The following is an 18,361-nucleotide window of genomic DNA, read 5'->3' on the forward strand; positions in this document are numbered from 1 at the left end:
CCTTTCCGTATCGACCAACGGTCGATACCTAGCTGCCAGGGGTGTCGTCGGATTGATAACCGCCGATGGGTGCCGGCGGTAGGTAACGACCGTTGGTCGGTGCGCGGGGTCAGCCGCCGACCTTGTTCCACACCTGGAAGCCGGTCAGCCATAGTCCCAGCATGCTGCCCAGGTTGGTCAGCATGAAGGTCAGCACCACCCGGGTGACGCGGTTGCGGTACCAGCCGCGCAAGCTCTGCGCGTCATCGCGCAGCTTGAGGAAATCCTCGTACGCCGGCTTGCGCAGGCGCGCCTCGACCAGTGCAGCAAAGGCGCCGGTCGGGATGCTCAGGCGGAACGGCTTGAACGGTGCGACCACGATCGCGGTGAGGATGCTCAGCGGATGGCTGCCGGCCAGCAGGCAGCCCAACCCGGCCAAGCCGCCGGTGTACATCGCCCACACCGCGAGCAGCTCGGTGCCCACGCCCAGTCCACCGCGATAGAAGCCCACGGCAATACCGGCCAGTACCACCGCCAGGATGGTCAGCGTGATCCACGGGATGTTGCGCTTCTTCGGTACGTCTTCCAGCGACGCGCGCAGCGGGCCGGGCGCGTCGGTGTCCGATTCCAGATACTTCGCCAGCCCGGCCAGGTGGCCCGCGCCGACCACGGCCAGCACTTCGCGCTGCGCCGGGTCGTGCACTTCGCGCAGGCGGGTGGCCATGTAGCGGTCGCGCTCGCCGATGATGGTTTCGTACAGTGCCGGGCTTTCACTGGCGAACTCGCCGAAGCTGGCTTCCAGCATGTCACCCTGCTTGAGCTTCTCGATCTCGTCTTCGCCAACGTCGTCGGAGGCGAACAGCCCGGCACCCAGGCCCATGACCAGCTTGATCTTGCCGAAGAAGCCCAGTCGCTGCGACGCGCGCTTGAAGGTCAGGCCGACTTCGCGGTCGATCAGGTGCACCGGCAGGTTCTGCGCGTTGGCCAGTCCGACCGCGCGCTTGAGCTCGGCACCGGGCTCGATGCCCAACTGCTCGGCCAGCCGCCGCTGGTAGGCAGCCAGGGCGAGGTTGGCGGCGAACAGCGCCACGCGGCCCTTGCGGATCACTTCGACCAGGTCCAGCTTGGCCAATGCATCGGGATTGGTCAGCGCCTGCAGGCGCTGCGGATCCAGCTCCACCGCGACCGCATCGAAGCGGCCGCTGTTGATGGCCCGTTCCACCGCCTCCACGCTGGCCTGCGAGACGTGCGCGGTGCCCAGCAGGGTGTAGCGCACGCCGTCGCGCTCGACCACGCGCACGGGTTGGCCGGCGAACAGGGTGTCGCCGTTGTCGTCCATCAGGTTTTGAGTCATTTCATCATTCATTCGAAGGGGCGCTGTCGACACCGTCGCCGAGCGCGCGCTGCATCTGCACCGTATCCAGCCAGCGCCCATGCTTGCGGCCCAGGCCACGGAAAATGCCGACAAGGTGGAAGCCGAAGCGTTCGTGCAGCTTGATCGATGCGGTGTTGGTCGGTTCGCCGATCACCGCCACCATCTGCCGGTAGCCACGCGCGACGCAGGCGTCGATGAGGCCCTGCATCAGTGCGGTACCGACACCTTTGCCCTGGAATGCGGCATCGACGTAGACGGAGTTTTCAACCGTCCACTGGTAGGCGATGCGCCCACGGTAGGTGTTGGCGTAGGCATAGCCGGCCACCTGGCCATCAACCTCGGCGACGATGTACGGGAAACCGCGTGCGACGATGTCGTGCATGCGCCGCTGCATCTCGGCCGCATCCGGAACGTCATACTCATAGGTGTTGACGAAGTCGGTCACTTCGACCGCATAGATGGCGGTGATGGCCGCAATGTCGGCATCGGTGGCGTCGCGCAGCAGCACGGTCACGGGGCAGGGTTCCTGTGGGAAGGTCAATCGATGTAGCGCTTGAGCAGGTCGCCGTAGGCGTCGATACGGCGGTCACGCAGGAACGGCCAGATGCGGCGCACGTGTTCGCTGCGCTGCAGGTCGATATCGCAGACGAGCACGGTCGGTTCGCCGCCGGCTTCGGCGATGAACTCACCCTGCGGGCCCAGCACGTGGCTGTTGCCCCAGAACTGGATGCCCGAGGCGCCGATCGGCGACGGCTCATGGCCGACGCGGTTGCAGCTCAGCACCGGCACGCCGTTGGCCACGGCATGGCCGCGGTGGCTGAGCACCCAGGCATCGCGCTGGCGGCCCTGTTCGTCCTTCTGGTCGTCCGGATCCCAGCCAATGGCGGTGGGGTAGAGCAGCAGTTCGGCACCGGCCAGCGCCATCAGGCGCGCGGCTTCGGGATACCACTGATCCCAGCAGACCAGCACGCCGAGGCGGCCCACGGAGGTATCGATCGGCTTGAAGCCGATATCGCCGGGGGTGAAGTAGAACTTCTCGTAGAAGCCGGGATCGTCCGGGATGTGCATCTTGCGATACTTGCCCAGCAGGGTGCCGTCCTTCTCGAACACCACGGCGGTGTTGTGGTACAGGCCGGCGGCGCGGCGCTCGAACAGCGAGGCGACAATCACCACGCCGTGCTTCTTCGCCAGCGCGCCAAGGCGCTCGGTGCTCGGCCCGGGGATCGGTTCGGCCAGGTCGAACTCATCCACCGATTCGTGCTGGCAGAAGTACGCGCCGTTGTGCAGTTCCTGCAGCAGGACCAGCTTGGCACCCTGGGCAGCCGCTTCAGCCACGCGCGTTTCGATCACGGCCAGGTTGGCGGCCGCGTCACCGTGGTTGCGCTCCTGGATCAGGGCGACGGAAAGGGTGTGGCGTGAGCTCATCCGGGACGGGTCCTGCAGGGGGAAAAGCGCAGTTTATCGCGGATGGGTGTGTGCGGCGTGCTGGGCGATAAATGGGGTGCTTGCCTGGTCGCGAAGAGCAGCTGTTCATCTGTACGGGCTGGGCTGCCCGCCGGCCCAGCTCTGGCCATGCGAGGCCCACCGGCTGTTCGCCCAAAACCAAAAGCGCCGGGCAACAGCCCGGCGCCAAGCAGGCCATCCAATGCCGACGTGCTTTAAGCAGCCAACAACCCGGCAGGCAACTGCATGGTGATGCAATGCAGGCTGCCGTTCTGCCAGATCAGCGAGCGGCAGGGGACCTGCACGATCTCGTGGTCCGGGTAGGCCTGGGCCAGCACGTCGCGTGCGGCGTCGTCGGCCACGTCGCCGTAGGCCGGCATCAGGACTGCGCCGTTGAGGATCAGGTAATTGGCGTATGACGCGGCCAGGCGGCGGCCCTCGTCGATCACCGGGCGTGCCCACGGCAGCGGGAACAGGCGATACGGCTTGCCGTCGGCGGTGCGCAGCGCGGCCAGTTCGTTGCCCATCGCCTGCAGCTCGGCATGGTGCGAATCGCTGGCGTCATCGCAGGCCTGGTAGACGATGCTGTCCACCGAGGCAAAGCGCGCCAGCGTGTCGATGTGCGCGTCGGTGTCGTCGCCTTCCAGGTAGCCGTGGTCCAGCCACAGCACCCGGTCCTGCGCCAGCCAGTCTGCCATGTCCGCGCTGAGCGACGCCCGATCCCGGTCCGGATGGCGTTCGTGCAGGCACTTCCAGGTGGTGAGCAGGGTGCCGGCGCCATCGGTCTCGATGGCGCCGCCTTCCAGTGCGAACGGAATGCTCTTCAGCTCCGCGTTGGCCGCGAACAGGTTGGCGGCGTGCAGCACGCCCACCAGCTGGTCGTCCAGGCTGGCCTCGAACTTGCCGCCCCAGCCGGTGAAGCGGAAGTCCAGCAGGCGGAAGCCACCGTCGGCGCGGCGCAGCGTGATCGGGCCCGAATCGCGCAGCCAGGTGTCGTCGTACGGCGCGGTGACGAAACGCACGCGGTCGGTGTCGATCCGGTTGGAGCGCAGGCGCGCGTCGGCGTAGGCCTCCAGGTCGTCGTCGGCCACGATGATCACCACCGTCTGGAAGCGGGTGATGGCCGCGACCAGCGCGATGTAGGTGTCCTCGACGTCACCCAGGCGGTCGGCCCAGTCGGTGTCGGCGTGGGGCCAGGCGATCAGGATGGCGGACTGGGATTCCCATTCGGCCGGAAAGCGGAGCGTATCGTTCATGGTCTCGGTGCGGTGGCCCGCCGGGCGGCGGGCGTTCTGGTGGATCAGCGGATGGGCGGCTTCGGGCCGACTTCGTTGGCGTCCGCCTTGTTGGCCACCACATCGATCACCTTCTGCTTCTCGAAGTAGACGGTGAACATCGGGTAGACCCAGCGGTTGATGGTCGGCCACTGGCGCTTCTGGCCGCCGCGCGGCTCCAGCTTCTCGCTCGGTTCGCCGAACGTGCTGAGCACCTGGCTGGCGGTCTGGCCACGGACCGGCACTACCGGCGCGACCTGTTCCTTGGTGCGGTCGATCAGCAGGGTGTCGGCGTGGGCGCTGGCGCTGGCGCAGGTCAGCAGGGCAAGCAACGGCAGGGTGGTCAGGTAACGCTTCATCTCGATCTACTCCCCAGTCATCAAGAAAGGAGTCACGACCAGCGGTCGTGACCAACAACGGCGTCACGACCAGCGGTCGTGATCCAGCGGCGGATCCGGCAAGACAGCCATGAGCGGTGGTCGTGGCAGATCCTGTGATTACAACAAAATCGGCAATAAAAAACCGCCCGGAGGCGGCTTTTTATTCAGGCAGGTCGCGACCGGCGGCCGTGACGTACCCAGGCTCAGCGCTGGCGAGCCTTGAAACGCGGGTTGGACTTGCAGATCACGAAGATCTTGCCGCGACGACGGACGACCTTGCAGTCACGGTGACGGGACTTGGCCGACTTCAGGGAAGACAGGACTTTCATTGCATACCTCGGCGTAAACGTGGATTCGGTTGGAGCGCGGCCGCGATATGCAGACGACAATCGGCAGGTGACGCTCGTTCAAGCCCGCCATTCTACCGGGCTTTTTTCCATCCTTTCAAGTGGTTGCACGAAAAAGGTCCTGGACGGGGCGGAGCAGGGGCTAGAATGGGGGGTCAAATCCACAGGGAAACCCATGAACCCGCCTTCTCCCGTGCTCACCATCGACGGCCCGTCCGGGGCCGGCAAGGGGACCGTCAGCCGCATTGTCGCACGCCGGCTGGGCTGGCATTACCTGGATTCGGGCGCGCTGTACCGCGCGGTGGGCGTGGCCGCCAGCTGGGCCGATATCGACACCTCGGACGCCTCCGCGCTGGTCCGCTGCACCTTCGATACGCACGTGCGCTTTGTCGAGGCGGCCGATGGCGGGCTCCGTGTCATCGTCAATGAGACGGATGCCACCGACGAGCTGCGCCTGGAGACGACCGGCGCCCTGGCCTCGGCCATTGCCGCCATTCCCGAGGTCCGCGCGGCCCTGAAGGAGCGTCAACGCGCATTCAGGGTTCCGCCGGGCCTGGTCGCCGACGGCCGCGACATGGGCACCGTGATCTTCCCCGATGCCCCATTCAAGGTCTTCCTGACGGCCAGTGCCGAGGAGCGCGCCGGGCGTCGGCATAACCAGTTGAAAGACAAGGGGGTTTCTGTTAACTTTGATGACCTCCTGCGCGAGATCATGGCCCGCGACGCCCGTGATGCACAGCGCACAGTGGCGCCCCTGAAGCCGGCAGACGATGCCGTCGTCATCGACACCAGTGGTATCGGCATCGACGAAGTCGTTGCAAAGGTACTGGATCTGCTTCCGGTTTCGGGTGCCTGATCCGTTGCAAGGAGGCCGTCAATCCATCGGCGGTAGTCGCACCAGCGCAATGCAGTAAAAGCTCCGTCCCGCAATGATGCGTGGCGGTTTTCCTACTTCACACACGACCTGCGTTTCCGGGGTCGACCAACAGGCGGGCAGTAAACGGAACCCTCGCGGGGACCAATGCCCATGTGTCCAACAGAGTAAATCTAATGACCGAATCATTTGCCGAACTGTTTGAAGCCAGCCAGGCCAATCTGGCCAAGCTGAAGCCGGGCGCCATCGTCAGCGGTGTTGTCGTTGAAGTCCGCGGCGACGTCGTGGTGATCAACGCCGGCCTGAAGTCCGAAGGCATCGTGCCGATCGAACAGTTCCGTAACGACGCCGGCGAAATCGACGTCGCCGAAGGCGATGTCGTCAAGGTCGCCCTCGACTCGATCGAGAACGGCTTCGGTGAAACCGTCCTGTCGCGCGAGAAAGCCAAGCGCGCCATGGTGTGGGACGAGCTGGAAGAAGCCCTGGAAAAGAACGAAACCATCACCGGCCGCATCAGCGGCAAGGTCAAGGGTGGTTTCACCGTGGACATCAAGGATGTCCGCGCGTTCCTGCCCGGTTCGCTGGTGGATGTGCGCCCGGTGCGCGACCCGGCCTACCTGGAAGGCAAGGAGCTGGAATTCAAGCTCATCAAGCTGGACCGCAAGCGTAACAACGTCGTGGTCTCGCGCCGCGCTGTCGTCGAAAGCGAGCACTCGGAAGAGCGCGAGCAGCTGATGGACAAGCTGCAGGAAGGCGCGATCCTGAAGGGTGTCGTCAAGAACCTGACCGATTACGGCGCATTCGTGGACCTGGGCGGCATTGACGGCCTGCTGCACATCACCGACATGGCCTGGAAGCGCGTGCGCCATCCGTCCGAAGTCGTGAACGTCGGCGACGAGCTGGACGTGCGCGTGCTGAAGTTCGACCGCGAGCGCAACCGCGTTTCGCTCGGCCTGAAGCAGCTGGGCGAGGATCCGTGGGACAACATCGCCCGTCGTTACCCGGCCAACAGCCGCGTGTTCGGCAAGGTCTCCAACGTCACCGATTACGGCGCGTTCGTCGAGATCGAGCCGGGCGTCGAAGGCCTGGTGCACGTGTCCGAGATGGATTGGACCAACAAGAACGTCAACCCGTCGAAGGTTGTGCAGGTCGGTGACGAAGTTGAAGTCATGGTCCTGGACGTCGACGAGGAGCGTCGCCGCATCTCGCTGGGCATGAAGCAGGTTGCCGCCAATCCGTGGGAAACCTTCGCCGCCATCCACAAGAAGGGCGACAAGGTGTCGGGCCAGATCAAGTCGATCACCGACTTCGGCATCTTCATCGGCCTGGACGGCGGTATCGACGGCCTGGTGCACCTGTCCGACATCAGCTGGAACACCACCGGCGAAGACGTGGTCCGCAACTTCAAGAAGGGCGACAACCTGGACGCCGTCGTCCTGGCCGTCGATCCGGAGCGCGAGCGCATCAGCCTGGGCGTCAAGCAGCTGGAGCAGGACCCGTTCGGCCAGTACATGGCTGCCAACCCGAAGGGTTCGAAGGTCGAAGGCGTGGTCAAGGAAGTGGACGCCAAGGGCGCTACCATCGAACTGGCTGACGGCATCGAAGGTTACGTCTCGGCTCGTGACGTTGCCAACGAGCGCGTCGACGACGCGACCCAGTTCCTGAAGGTCGGCGACAAGGTGGAAGCGAAGTTCGTGGGCATGGATCGCAAGGGTCGTACCCTGCAGCTGTCGATCAAGGCCAAGGACGATGCGGAAATGCGCGAAGTGCTGGAGGAATACCAGTCCGCTTCGGGTGGCACCACCCAGCTCGGCGCGCTGCTGCGCGCCCAGCTGAACGGCAACAAGTCCGAGTAATCGGCCTTACCCGTAGCAGGTAGTTTCCTGGACGGCCCGGACACATGTCCGGGCCGTTTCAGGGTTTGAGACCCTCGACGCGAGTCCGCAATGACCAAATCCGAGTTGATCGAAATCCTGGCGCGCCGACAGGCGCATCTGAAGTCGGACGATGTCGATCTGGCGGTGAAGTCGTTGCTGGAAATGATGGGCGGGGCGCTGGCCGGCGGGGATCGCATCGAGATTCGCGGGTTCGGCAGTTTTTCGTTGCACTACCGGCCGCCACGGCTGGGGCGCAACCCCAAGACCGGGGAATCGGTCGCGTTGCCGGGCAAGCATGTCCCGCACTTCAAACCGGGCAAGGAACTCCGTGAGCGCGTGAGCGCCGTGGTACCGCTGGAAAGCGATCCGGCCTGAGGTACTCTTAACCCCCAAGGGAACAGGAGTTACCGCATGAAAGTCGCACGTCTGTTGATCCTGCTCGCCGTTCTGGTGGCCGGGCTTGTCATCGGTGCCCTCAATTCGCAGGACATGACCCTCAACCTGGGGTTCACTGCCATCCATTCCAGTACCGGCCTGGCCATTACCGTGGCCCTGTTGACCGGTGCGATCATCGGCGCCGGCCTGGTTCTGGTAGGCCTGGTGATTCCACTGTATTCCCGACTGCGCAAGGCGCAGAAAGCGGCTCCGGCCGCCGCGCCCGTGGCATCTTCTTCTTCACCTTTCGACGGACGTTGAGCGCCGATGGAATTTGTATCCGAGTGGTTCTGGTTCTTCCTGTTCCTGCCGTTGGCAGCGGTGTCCGGCTGGGTGATCGGCCGTCGCGGTGGCCAGCGCCATGGCGACAACCAGGTCAGCCACCTGTCCAGCACCTACTTCCGTGGCCTGAACTACCTGCTCAACGAGCAGCCGGACAAAGCCATCGAACTGTTCCTGCACATCGCTGAGCTGGACAAGGAAACCTTCGAGACCCAGGTCGCGTTGGGCCATCTGTTCCGGCGCCGCGGCGAGGTTGACCGCGCCATCCGCCTGCATCAGGGGCTGGTCAACCGCACCGACCTGAGCGACGCGCAGCGCGTGCAGGCCCTGCTGGCGCTGGGCGAGGACTACATGAAGTCCGGCCTGCTGGACCGTGCTGAAACCGTGTTCACCGAGCTGGCCCAGATCGACCAGCGCGCCCCGCAGGCGCTCAAGCACCTGATCGGCATCTACCAGGCCGAACGTGACTGGGAAAAGGCGATCGACAATGCCACCCGTTACGAGGAGGTCACCGGCGAGCCGATGGGCAAGCTGGTGGGGCAGTTCGAATGCGAACTGGCCGAGCGCTTCCGTGGGGCCGGCAGGATCGATGAAGCCCGTGCGGCCATCGCCCGCGCGTACCAGGCCGATGCGATGTCGGTGCGTGCCGGCATCATCGAAGGACGCCTGGAAACCGATGCCGGCAATGCCGAAGCGGCCGTGCGCGCGTTCGAGCGTGCCGCCCGCAACGATCCCGAATACCTGCCCGAGGTGCTGCAGCAGTTGATGCAGAACTACCGCAAGGTGGGCGACCTGGGCGGCGCGCGCGCGTTCCTGTCTGAAATGACCGAGCACTATCGCGGCATCGCCCCGGTGCTGGCCCTGACCCAGCTGATGGAAGAGCAGGAGGGCGTGGCCCCGGCGCGCGCCTACCTGGGTCGGCAGCTGAAGGACCGCCCATCGGTACGCGGAGAGTCGGCATTGATCGACCTGACCCTGGCTGAAGGCGCCGATTCCACCGCCACCCTGCACGACCTCAAGCACATCACCGACCAGCTGCTGGTCCGCAACCCGGCCTATCGCTGCACGCGATGCGGTTTCGGTGCCCGGACCCACCACTGGCAGTGCCCCAGCTGCAAGGAGTGGGGAACGGTCAAGCCGCTGCTGAATTACGCGGTGCTCTGAGCCATGCCGACGGCGTGGTGGATCGGGCTGCCGGCAGTGCTGGCAGTGGCGGCGCTGCTCACCTGGTGCGCGCGCCGGTATGCGCTGCGCAGGAAGCTGTTCGACCAGCCGGGTGAACGCCGCAGCCACATCGTGGCGACCCCGCGCGGGGGCGGCATCGCGATCGTGTTGACCCTGCTGCTGGCTGCGGCCGTGGCTGCGGTGGCCTGGCCGACCGCCCGGACACCGCTGCTGGTGTCGGGGCTGGGACTGGTATTGGTGGCGGGTATCGGCTGGTGGGACGACCACCGCCCACTGCCGGCGGTTCGCCGGTTGCTGGTCCACCTGCTGGCCGCCGCCCTGCTCGCGGCTCTGGTGTGGAATGCGACGGGCAACCCCTGGCAGGCGCTGCTTGCGCTGCTGTTCACGACATCGCTGATCAACATCTGGAACTTCATGGATGGAATCAACGGGATCGCGACCAGCCAGGCCATTCTGGCCGGTGCCGCATTCGCGCTTGTCCTGCCGGGTTCGCTGGCCTTGGCCGGAATTGTCCTGGCGCTGGCCTGCCTCGGCTTCCTGCCGTTCAATTTTCCACGTGCAAGAATCTTCATGGGCGACGTGGGCAGCGGCGCGCTAGGCTATGCCGTTGCAGCCCTGGTGTGCCTGGCCAGCGTGGTCACCGATGTGTCGTGGCTGCTGCTGCTGGTGCCCCTGACGGCGTTCCTCGTGGACGCTGGCTTCACACTGCTTTCGCGCATGCTGTCGGGGCAAAGATGGATGGAGCCCCACACCCAGCATCTGTACCAGCGTGCGGTCAAGAGTGGTGCAACGCACACTTCGGTTACCGGGATGTACTTTGTTTTTGGTTTGTTCAGTATTACAGTGTTTAATGCTTGCACATATTTGCAGCCGAGGTGGGAGGCTGCCGTGGCCGTAGCGTGGATGTTCCTCGCGACCGGTCTTTGGCTGCTCCTGCGCAATGGAATGCGCCACTAGAAGGATTGTTTGGTTTATGACGCCTTGGCAGGACCGTTTCACGAGTCTGCTCCCCCGTGCCGCCATCGTGGTCCACGACCTTTTCATGGTGTGGGCGTGCTGGCAGCTGCTGCACGCCGGCCGCTATTCAATGCTGGCCGATGCCCCGTCGCTGCCTCTGTGGAACATCGATACCTCCCTGGTGCTGGTGATCCAGGCCATCGTCTTCTGGCGCGTCGGCCTGTATCGCGGCCTGTGGCGGTTCGCCAGCGTGGCCGACCTGCTGCACATCTTCAAATCCAGCTTCATCGGGTTGCTGGCCATCGTGGTGGTGCTGGCCTACAAGCGCTTCAATGGCGTGCCGATGTCGGTGCTGGTGATCTACCCCTTCGCGCTGTCGGCCCTGCTGGGCGCGCCGCGCCTGTTGTACCGGGCATGGAAGGACTACCAGGCGCTGCAGTCCGATGCGACCGCGCGCCGGGTACTCATCCTGGGCGCCGGCCAGGCTGCCGAAGCGTTGGTCCGCGACCTGCGCCGTTCGGGAGATTTCGAGCCGGTGGGCCTGCTTGACGATGCGCCCCACCTGCAAGGGGCGAAGCTGCAGGGCCTGCCCATCCTGGGCACATTGGACGATGCCGCCTCGGTGGTGCGCGAAACCGCCGCCAAGCTGCTGGTGATTGCCATTCCGTCGCTGGACGCCGCCGGCATGCAGCGGGTGGTGGCCATCTGCGAAAGTACCGGGGTGCCGTTCCGCATGGTGCCCAAGCTCAACGATGTGCTGCTTGGCCACTCTCTGCCCGGTGAGCTGAAGGAAGTGGCGATCGAGGACCTGCTGGGCCGCAAGCCGATCCTGCCGGACTGGTCGCTGATCCGCGGCTGGTTGGGTGGGCGTACCGTGCTGGTGACCGGCGCTGGCGGCTCGATCGGCTCGGAACTGTGCCGCCAGTGCGCGCGCCACGGGGCAGGGCGGGTCGTGCTGCTGGAGATGAGCGAGCTGCTGCTTCTGACCATCGAGGCCGAACTCAAGCGCAGCTTCCCCGACCTGGTAGTGGAAGCGGTGCTGGGTGACTGTGGCGACCCGGCTGTGATCCGCCATGCACTGTCCCTGTCGCAGGTGGACGCGGTGTTCCATGCGGCGGCCTACAAGCAGGTGCCCGTCCTGGAACGGCAGCTGCGCGAAGCGGTGCGCAACAACATCCTGTCCACCGAAACGGTGGCGCGGGCCTGCGTCGAAGCGCGGATCGAACATTTCGTGTTCATCTCCACCGACAAGGCGGTCGATCCGGTCAATGCGCTGGGTGCCAGCAAGCGCTACGCCGAAATGATCTGCCAGAGCCTGGATCAGAAGACCAGCCACACCCGCTTTGTCACCGTGCGCTTCGGCAACGTGCTGGCTTCGGCCGGCAGCGTGGTTCCGGTGTTCCGCGAGCAGATCCTCAAGGGTGGGCCGGTGACGGTCACCGACCCGGAAGTGACCCGCTATTTCATGACGATCCCCGAAGCCTGCCAGCTCATCCTGCAGGCGGCGGCCTCGGCCTCGCACGGGGCGATCTACACGCTCGACATGGGCGAGCCGGTGCCGATCCGGGTGCTCGCCGAGCAGATGATCCGCCTGGCCGGCAAGCAGCCGTACAAGGACATTGCCATCATCTACACCGGCCTGCGCCCCGGCGAAAAGCTGCACGAGACCCTGTTCTATTCGGACGAGGACTACCGCCCGACCGCGCATCCGAAGATCCTTGAGGCGGGTGTGCGCACGTTCTCCCGCGATCAGGTACTGGGCAACCTGCCGCGCCTTCGTGAGGCGATCGCCAACTACGATACCGATGCCATCAACAGCATCCTGTTTGCGACCATGCCGGAATTTGCGCCGTTGCAACAGGATTCTCACGTCGAGTCGGCTAAGGTGCTTCCCTTTCCGGCACGAGAGGCCAACAGGCTGTGACGAACAAACGTATTCGCAAGGCGGTGTTCCCGGTAGCGGGGCTGGGTACCCGGTTCCTTCCCGCAACCAAGACGGTTCCCAAGGAAATGCTGCCGATCATCGACCGGCCGTTGATCCAATACGCCGTCGATGAGGCGATCGAAGCAGGGTGCGATACCCTGATCTTCGTTACCAACCGCTACAAGCATGCGGTCGCCGACTACTTCGACAAGGCTTACGAGCTGGAGCAGAAGCTCGAACGTGCCGGCAAGACCGAGCTGCTGGAGCTGGTGCGCAACGTGCTGCCGGAAGGCGTGCGCGCGGTGTTCGTTACCCAGACCGAAGCGCTGGGCCTGGGCCATGCGGTACTGTGTGCCAGGTCCGTGGTTGGCGACGAGCCCTTCGCGGTGCTGCTGCCGGACGACCTGATCTGGAATCGCGGCGACGGTGCCCTGAAGCAGATGGCCGATCTCAACCAGGCTACCGGCGCAAGCGTGATCGCGGTGGAAGACGTGCCGCACGAGAACACGGCCAGCTATGGCATCGTGGCCACCGAGGCCTTCGACGGCCGCAAGGGTCGCATTGCGCAGATCGTGGAAAAGCCCAAGCCCGAGGACGCGCCGAGCGATCTGGCGGTGGTGGGACGCTACGTGCTCAGCCCGAAGATCTTCGAACTGCTCGAAGCCACCGGCAAGGGCGCGGGCGGTGAGATCCAGCTGACCGACGCCATTGCCGAACTGCTCGCAACCGATGAGGTCGACGCGTACCGGTTCGAAGGCACCCGTTTCGACTGCGGTACCCATCTGGGGCTGGTGGAGGCGACCATCCGCTTCGCGCTGGAAAGCCACAAGCTGGGCAAGCCCGCGCGCGAGAAGCTGGCGCAGATGCTGGCCGAGGATTGAGGCAGGTACGCACCGTTGATGCGTGCATGAAAATGGGCGGCCGAAGGGCCGCCCATTTTGTTTCTGCAGACGCGTACCGACCCACGGTCAGTACCTGCCGCGTGGGAGACCGACCCCTGGTCGGTCCCCGGTAAAGCATCACAGCGATTCGAAAATGCCCGCTGCGCCCATGCCGGTGCCGATGCACATGGTGACCATGCCGTACTTCTGCTGGCGACGGCGCAGGCCGTGCAGCAGGGTCGCGGTACGAATGGCACCGGTGGCGCCCAGCGGATGGCCCAGAGCGATGGCGCCGCCCAGCGGGTTGACCTTGGACGGGTCCAGGCCGCAATCGCGGATCACCGCCAGCGACTGCGCGGCGAAGGCTTCATTGAGCTCGATCCAGTCCAGCTGGTCCTGGCTCAGTCCGGCCTGCTTGAGCGCCTTCGGAATGGCCGCGATCGGGCCGATGCCCATCACTTCCGGGCGCACGCCGGCGACCGAGAAGCTGACGAAGCGGGCCAGCGGCTTGAGGCCGTAGTCCTTGACTGCCTGTTCCGACGCCAGCAGCACCGCGCCTGCGCCGTCGCTCATCTGCGAGGAGTTGCCGGCGGTCACCGTGCCGCCGAACTGGCCATTGCGGAACACCGGACGCAGCTTGGCCAGGCCTTCGGCAGAGGAGTCCGGGCGCGGGCCTTCGTCGGTGTCGACAATGCGGTCGCGGGTGATGATGCGGCGGCCGTCGGCCAGGTCCGGCTGGCGGGTGCGTACATCGTACGGGCTGATTTCATCCTTGAAGTCGCCGTTCTGGATCGCAGCGATGGCCTTCTGGTGCGAGGCCAGGGCGAACGCATCCTGCTCCTCACGGGAGACCTTCCATTCCTCGGCAACCTTCTCGGCGGTGATGCCCATGCCGTAGGCAATGGCGACGTGGTCGTTATCGAACACGCTGGGTGCCATTGCGATCTTGTTGCCCATCATCGGCACCATCGACATCGATTCGGTGCCGCCGGCCAGCATCAGGTCGGCGTTGCCCAGGCGGATCTGGTCCGCTGCCATCGCGACGGCCTGCAGGCCGGACGAGCAGAAGCGGTTCACGGTCTGGGCGGCGATGGTGTCCGGCAGGCCAGCCAACAGCACGCCGATGCGCGCCACGTTCATGCCCTGCTCGGCTTCGGGCATGGCGCAGCCGATGATGGCGTCGTCGATGCGGTTGACGTCGATGCCCGGTGCCTGCGCGACCACGGACCTGAGCACGTGGGCCAGCATGTCGTCGGGACGGGTATTGCGGAACACGCCCTTGGGCGCCTTGCCAACCGGAGTACGGGTGGCGGCGACGATGTAGGCGTCCTGGATCTGCTTGGTCATTGTGATGGTCTCTTTTAGGTCAGTTGCGCAGCGGCTTGCCGGTCTTGAGCATGTGCGCGATGCGGGCCTGGGTCTTTTCCTGCTGGGCCAGCTCGACGAAGTGCTTGCGCTCCAGGGTCAGCAGCCACTCTTCGTCCACCAGCGTGCCGCGGTCCACTTCGCCGCCACACAGCACGGTGGCGATGCGCACGGCGATTTCGTAGTCGTACGGGCTGATGAAGCGGCCCTCGAGCATGTTCACCAGCATCATCTTGAAGGTCGCAATCCCCACGTCACCGGCTACCTGGATGCGGCGGGCCGGCATCGGCGGACGGTAGCCGCCTTCGGCCAGCGCCTGCACTTCGGCCTTGGCGATGTGCAGCGCTTCGAAGCTGTTGAACACCACCTTGTCGGTGGCGCGCATCAGGCCCAGTTCCTTGGCGTTGACTGCCGAATTGGAAACCTTGGCCATGGCCACGGTTTCGAAGGTCTTCTTCAGTTCGGCGAACACATCACCGCCCGGGCCGGCGGCCTGCGAGGCGCGCACCGCCAGTTCCTTCAGGCCACCACCGGCGGGCAGCAGGCCGACGCCGGCTTCCACCAGGCCGATATAGCTTTCCAGTGCGGCCACGCTCTTGGCACTGTGCATCTGGAATTCGCAACCGCCGCCCAGGGCCAGCCCGCGCACGGCGGTCACCACCGGCACCAGCGCGTACTTGATCGCCTGGCTGGTGCGCTGGAAGTTGTGCACCATTTCTTCGAACTGGTCGACCTTGCCGGCCTGCAGCAGGCCGAGCGCGCCGGCCAGGTCAGCACCGGCGGAGAAGGGTTCCTTCTGCTGCCAGATCACCAGGCCCTTGAAGCCCTGCTCGGCGCGCTTGATCGCTTCCTGCAGGCCGTTGAGCACGTGGTCGGAGACGGTGTTCATCTTGGTCTTGAAGCTGACCACGGCGATGCCGTCGCCGTCGTGCCACATGCGCACGCCGTCGTTCTCGAACACGGTTTCGCCCGGGCTGAAGGTTTCGCCCAGCAGCGGATCCGGGAAGCGCTGGCGCTGGTATACCGGCAGCGCCGAACGCGGCAGCTTGGCGTTGCGGGTCGGGCTGTAGCTGCCTTCGGCGGCGTGCACGCCGTCGCGGCCATCGAACACCCAATCCGGCAGCGGGGCGTTGCTCATGCTCTTGCCCGCCACGATGTCATCGGCGATCCACTGCGCGACCTGCTTCCAGCCGGCGGCCTGCCAGGTTTCGAACGGGCCCAGCGACCAGCCGTAGCCCCAGCGGATGGCCAGGTCGACGTCGCGCGCGGTTTCGGCGATGTCGGCCAGGTGGTAGGCGCTGTAGTGGAACAGGTCGCGGAAGGTCGCCCACAGGAACTGCGCCTGCGGGTGCTGGCTTTCGCGCAGCTTGGCGAACTTCTCGGCCGGGTTTTTGATCTTCAGGATCTCGACCACTTCCGGCGCGGCGGTGCGATCGGCCGGACGGTAGTCCTGCTTCTCCAGATCCAGCACCACGATGTCCTTGCCGACCTTGCGGAAGATGCCGGCGCCGGTCTTCTGGCCCAGTGCACCCTTGGCGATCAGCGCGTCCAGCCACTTCGGCGAGGCGAAGTACTGGTGCCACGGGTCGTTGGGCAGGGTGTCGCCCATGGTCTTGATGACGTGGGCCATGGTGTCCAGGCCGACCACGTCGGAGGTGCGGTAGGTGGCCGACTTCGGGCGCCCTACCAGCGGGCCGGTCAGGCCATCGACCTCATCGAAGCCCAGGCCGAACTGCTGGGTATGGAAGATGGTGGACAGGATCGAGAACACGCCGATGCGGTTGCCGATGAAGTTCGGGGTGTCCTTCGCATACACCACGCCCTTGCCCAGGGTGGTGACCAGGAAGCTTTCCAGGCCTTCCAGTACCGCGGCGTCGGTGGTGGTCGCGGGGATCAGCTCGGCCAGGTGCATGTAGCGCGGCGGATTGAAGAAGTGCACGCCGCAGAAGCGATGGCGCAGCTGCTCGGGCAGCACGTCGGCGAGCTTGTTGATGCCCAGCCCCGAGGTGTTGGAGGCCAATACGGCGTGATCGGCCACGAACGGGGCGATCTTCTTGTACAGGTCCTGCTTCCAGTCCATCCGTTCGGCGATGGCTTCGATGATCAGGTCGCAGTCGCGCAGCTGCTCCAGGCCGGATTCATAGTTGGCCGGGGTGATCGCTTCGGCGTACGACCTGCTGGCGAGCGGGGCAGGGCTGAGCTTGCCCAGGTTGGCGATGGCCTTGAGCACGATGCCGTCGGCAGGACCTTCCTTGGCGGGAAGGTCGAACAGCACGGTGTCGACGCCGGCATTGGTCAGGTGGGCCGCGATCTGGGCACCCATGACGCCGGCACCCAGAACAGCGGCGCGGCGGACTAGCAGGGAATTGGACATGTCGATAAGCCTTTGTGTGTTGGCAGCCGGGCAAACCCGGCTCTACGGGGTGGTAAGGGGTGTCGCCGCAGGCGTGGTGGCCGCGCTGGCGCGGAAACCGGCTTCGGCGAAATGGATCAGTTCGTGGGCTGCATGGGCACGATGCGCGGCTTCGGTGACACCCGCGGGTCGCTTGATCAGCCCGAAATCAGCCATGGCGTAGGTCAGCGCGCCGGCCAGGAAGTCCAGCCGCCAATACAGCTCTTCCTTGCTCAGGCCCGGCACGGTGGCGGCGATCGCCTTGCCGAACTCGCGCAGGACGTGGCCGTAGTGGTCGGAGAGAAACTTGCGCAGGTTGTCGTTCTTTTCCGCATAGGCACGGGCGATGACGCGCACGAACGCGCCCCCGGTCTGACGGTCCTGGGCCATCGCCAGCGCCGGTTCGACGAAGGCGGCCAGCACCGGGCGCAGTTGGCCGGGGTGGTCGCGACGGGCAGTGTCCAGCTGCGCGAGGCGGGCGGCGGTCATTTCGTCCATGCGCCGGCGGAACACCTCGTTGACCAGGTTCTCCTTGGAGCCGAAGTGGTAATTCACCGCGGCAATGTTCACATCGGCCTGGCTGGTCACCTGGCGCAGCGATGTCCCGGCGAACCCGTGCAGGGCGAACAGCTCCTCGGCAGCGCCGAGAATGCGGTCCTTGGTGGAGAAATGGGCGGGCTTGGCCATGGGCGGGGCAGGGTTCAATCAAACGATTGTTTGATATTAGACCCCGGTGTCGCTGCTGGCATGCTGCGACGCACAAGATGTTGGTCCGCGTTCATGCCCGCCAACCTGAACGGCGGGCAGTCGTCAACATCCACGGGCTGCGACGCAGGGCGTGGCAAGACGTACCCAGAGGTTGTAGAATCACGCCACGTATATAGGCTAAGCCCGCGTTTCGACGCGGGTTTTTTTCATGTTACTCTCGGGCCGAGCAGTGGCCCGCCCAACGGAGAATTCCCATGGCGCTGGAGCGCACCCTTTCCATCATCAAGCCGGACGCCGTCGCCAAGAACGTCATCGGTGAAATCTACGCCCGCTTCGAAAAGGCGGGCCTGAAGGTCGTGGCTGCCAAGTACAAGCAGCTGTCGCGCCGTGAAGCCGAAGGCTTCTACGCCGTGCACAAGGAGCGTCCGTTCTTCAACGCGCTGGTCGAGTTCATGATCTCCGGCCCGGTGATGATCCAGGCGCTGGAAGGCGAGAACGCCGTGCTGGCCCACCGCGACCTGCTGGGCGCCACCAATCCGAAGGACGCTGCGCCGGGCACCATCCGCGCCGACTTCGCCGATTCCATCGATGCCAATGCCGCCCACGGCTCGGATTCGGTTGAGAATGCCGCGATTGAAATCGCGTACTTCTTCGCCGCGACCGACGTGGTCTCGCGCTGAGAG

Annotated in this window: 18 protein-coding genes; 9 read left to right on the forward strand and 9 right to left on the reverse strand. The window is 65.2% G+C overall.

Annotated features, from left to right (window positions below; genetic code table 11):
* Positions 1-109: 109 nt before the first annotated feature.
* From ACGFZ3_RS04265 to ykgO, 6 genes are all read right to left on the reverse strand, one after another.
* On the reverse strand, positions 110-1,345 hold the full coding sequence (locus ACGFZ3_RS04265; RefSeq protein ID WP_392916818.1) for a TraB/GumN family protein: 1,236 nt from the start codon (positions 1,343-1,345) through the stop codon (positions 110-112).
* Positions 1,338-1,868, reverse strand: coding sequence for a GNAT family N-acetyltransferase (locus ACGFZ3_RS04270; protein ID WP_392916821.1), 531 nt, complete (start codon positions 1,866-1,868; stop codon positions 1,338-1,340). Before ACGFZ3_RS04270 ends, ACGFZ3_RS04265 begins: the two co-directional genes overlap by 8 nt.
* 23 nt (positions 1,869-1,891) lie before the next feature.
* Positions 1,892-2,779, reverse strand: coding sequence for a carbon-nitrogen hydrolase (locus ACGFZ3_RS04275; RefSeq protein ID WP_392916824.1), 888 nt, complete (start codon positions 2,777-2,779; stop codon positions 1,892-1,894).
* A 233-nt stretch (positions 2,780-3,012) separates the two neighbouring features.
* Positions 3,013-4,053, reverse strand: a complete 1,041-nt coding sequence (locus ACGFZ3_RS04280) for an agmatine/peptidylarginine deiminase (RefSeq protein WP_392916827.1) — start codon at positions 4,051-4,053, stop codon at positions 3,013-3,015.
* A 44-nt stretch (positions 4,054-4,097) separates the two neighbouring features.
* Complete coding sequence (locus ACGFZ3_RS04285) at positions 4,098-4,430, reverse strand: hypothetical protein (RefSeq protein WP_392916830.1); 333 nt, start codon at positions 4,428-4,430, stop codon at positions 4,098-4,100.
* Between the two features lie 224 nt (positions 4,431-4,654).
* Positions 4,655-4,780, reverse strand: a complete 126-nt coding sequence (gene ykgO, locus ACGFZ3_RS04290) for a type B 50S ribosomal protein L36 (protein WP_017355593.1) — start codon at positions 4,778-4,780, stop codon at positions 4,655-4,657.
* Positions 4,781-4,973: 193 nt separating this feature from the next.
* Between ykgO and cmk the strand changes: the two genes are divergently transcribed.
* From cmk to galU, 8 genes are all read left to right on the forward strand, one after another.
* Positions 4,974-5,654: a (d)CMP kinase gene (gene cmk, locus ACGFZ3_RS04295; protein WP_392916834.1), complete on the forward strand. Its 681-nt coding sequence runs from the start codon at positions 4,974-4,976 to the stop codon at positions 5,652-5,654.
* 194 nt (positions 5,655-5,848) lie between these two features.
* Complete coding sequence (gene rpsA, locus ACGFZ3_RS04300; protein ID WP_392916837.1) at positions 5,849-7,528, forward strand: 30S ribosomal protein S1; 1,680 nt, start codon at positions 5,849-5,851, stop codon at positions 7,526-7,528.
* A gap of 90 nt (positions 7,529-7,618) precedes the next feature.
* Entirely contained in the window at positions 7,619-7,924 is a 306-nt protein-coding gene (locus tag ACGFZ3_RS04305) for an integration host factor subunit beta (protein WP_017355596.1), read from the forward strand.
* A gap of 36 nt (positions 7,925-7,960) precedes the next feature.
* Positions 7,961-8,245: a LapA family protein gene (locus ACGFZ3_RS04310; RefSeq protein ID WP_320458539.1), complete on the forward strand. Its 285-nt coding sequence runs from the start codon at positions 7,961-7,963 to the stop codon at positions 8,243-8,245.
* A gap of 6 nt (positions 8,246-8,251) precedes the next feature.
* A complete protein-coding gene (gene lapB, locus ACGFZ3_RS04315; RefSeq protein ID WP_392916840.1) occupies positions 8,252-9,430 on the forward strand; it encodes a lipopolysaccharide assembly protein LapB in 1,179 nt (392 codons plus the stop codon).
* Positions 9,431-9,433: 3 nt separating this feature from the next.
* Positions 9,434-10,408, forward strand: coding sequence for a glycosyltransferase family 4 protein (locus tag ACGFZ3_RS04320; protein WP_392916842.1), 975 nt, complete (start codon positions 9,434-9,436; stop codon positions 10,406-10,408).
* A 16-nt stretch (positions 10,409-10,424) separates the two neighbouring features.
* Positions 10,425-12,332: a polysaccharide biosynthesis protein gene (locus ACGFZ3_RS04325; RefSeq protein ID WP_392916844.1), complete on the forward strand. Its 1,908-nt coding sequence runs from the start codon at positions 10,425-10,427 to the stop codon at positions 12,330-12,332.
* Positions 12,329-13,213 carry a UTP--glucose-1-phosphate uridylyltransferase GalU gene (gene galU, locus ACGFZ3_RS04330; protein ID WP_392916846.1) on the forward strand — a complete coding sequence of 295 codons (885 nt, stop codon included), beginning with the start codon at positions 12,329-12,331 and terminating at the stop codon, positions 13,211-13,213. The genes ACGFZ3_RS04325 and galU overlap by 4 nt, the downstream gene beginning before the upstream one ends.
* Before the next feature lie 138 nt (positions 13,214-13,351).
* Here the strand turns inward: galU and ACGFZ3_RS04335 are convergent, their stop codons facing one another.
* Genes ACGFZ3_RS04335 through ACGFZ3_RS04345 form a run of 3 tightly spaced genes read right to left on the reverse strand, consistent with a single transcriptional unit; the run spans position 13,352 to position 17,657 of the window.
* The gene (locus tag ACGFZ3_RS04335; RefSeq protein ID WP_392916849.1) at positions 13,352-14,560 is read right to left on the reverse strand and encodes an acetyl-CoA C-acyltransferase; all 1,209 of its coding nucleotides are present in this window, start codon (positions 14,558-14,560) and stop codon (positions 13,352-13,354) included.
* Positions 14,561-14,579: 19 nt separating this feature from the next.
* Positions 14,580-16,952: a 3-hydroxyacyl-CoA dehydrogenase/enoyl-CoA hydratase family protein gene (locus tag ACGFZ3_RS04340; protein ID WP_392916852.1), complete on the reverse strand. Its 2,373-nt coding sequence runs from the start codon at positions 16,950-16,952 to the stop codon at positions 14,580-14,582.
* Between the two features lie 42 nt (positions 16,953-16,994).
* A complete protein-coding gene (locus ACGFZ3_RS04345) occupies positions 16,995-17,657 on the reverse strand; it encodes a TetR/AcrR family transcriptional regulator (RefSeq protein WP_392916855.1) in 663 nt (220 codons plus the stop codon).
* Positions 17,658-17,932: 275 nt separating this feature from the next.
* Here ACGFZ3_RS04345 and ndk point away from each other — a divergent pair, with 275 nt between their 5' ends.
* The gene (ndk, locus tag ACGFZ3_RS04350; RefSeq protein ID WP_392916858.1) at positions 17,933-18,358 is read left to right on the forward strand and encodes a nucleoside-diphosphate kinase; all 426 of its coding nucleotides are present in this window, start codon (positions 17,933-17,935) and stop codon (positions 18,356-18,358) included.
* Positions 18,359-18,361: the final 3 nt, after the last annotated feature.

It is taken from the genome of Stenotrophomonas sp. NPDC047960 (assembly GCF_043204395.1).
GTDB lineage: Bacteria > Pseudomonadota > Gammaproteobacteria > Xanthomonadales > Xanthomonadaceae > Stenotrophomonas.